A 256-nucleotide genomic window follows, 5' to 3' on the forward strand; every position below is an offset into this window, starting at 1 on the left:
GAGGCCAAGGACGACCTCACCGCGTTCGCGGCCTTCCCCGCCCGGCACTGGAAGAAGATCCAGTCGACGAATCCTCTGGAGCGGATCAACCGCGAGGCCGAGCGCCGCACCGACGTGGTCCAGGTCTTCCCGAACGACGACGCACTCCTGCGATTAGCGACCGCCGTGCTGTTCGAGCTGCACGACGAATGGATCGCCTTCCCCCGCCGCTACCTGCCCGAGGGCAGCATGGACCAGATCTACCCCAGCGAGCTCC

The 256-nt window shown here is 66.8% G+C and carries 1 protein-coding gene; it reads left to right on the forward strand.

The features are described 5' to 3' along the window. A partial coding sequence (locus IF89_RS0136945) for an IS256 family transposase (RefSeq protein WP_030778330.1) occupies positions 1 to 256 on the forward strand: 256 nt, incomplete at both ends.

The organism is Streptomyces sp. NRRL F-2664 (assembly GCF_000719345.1).
Classification (GTDB): domain Bacteria; phylum Actinomycetota; class Actinomycetes; order Streptomycetales; family Streptomycetaceae; genus Streptomyces.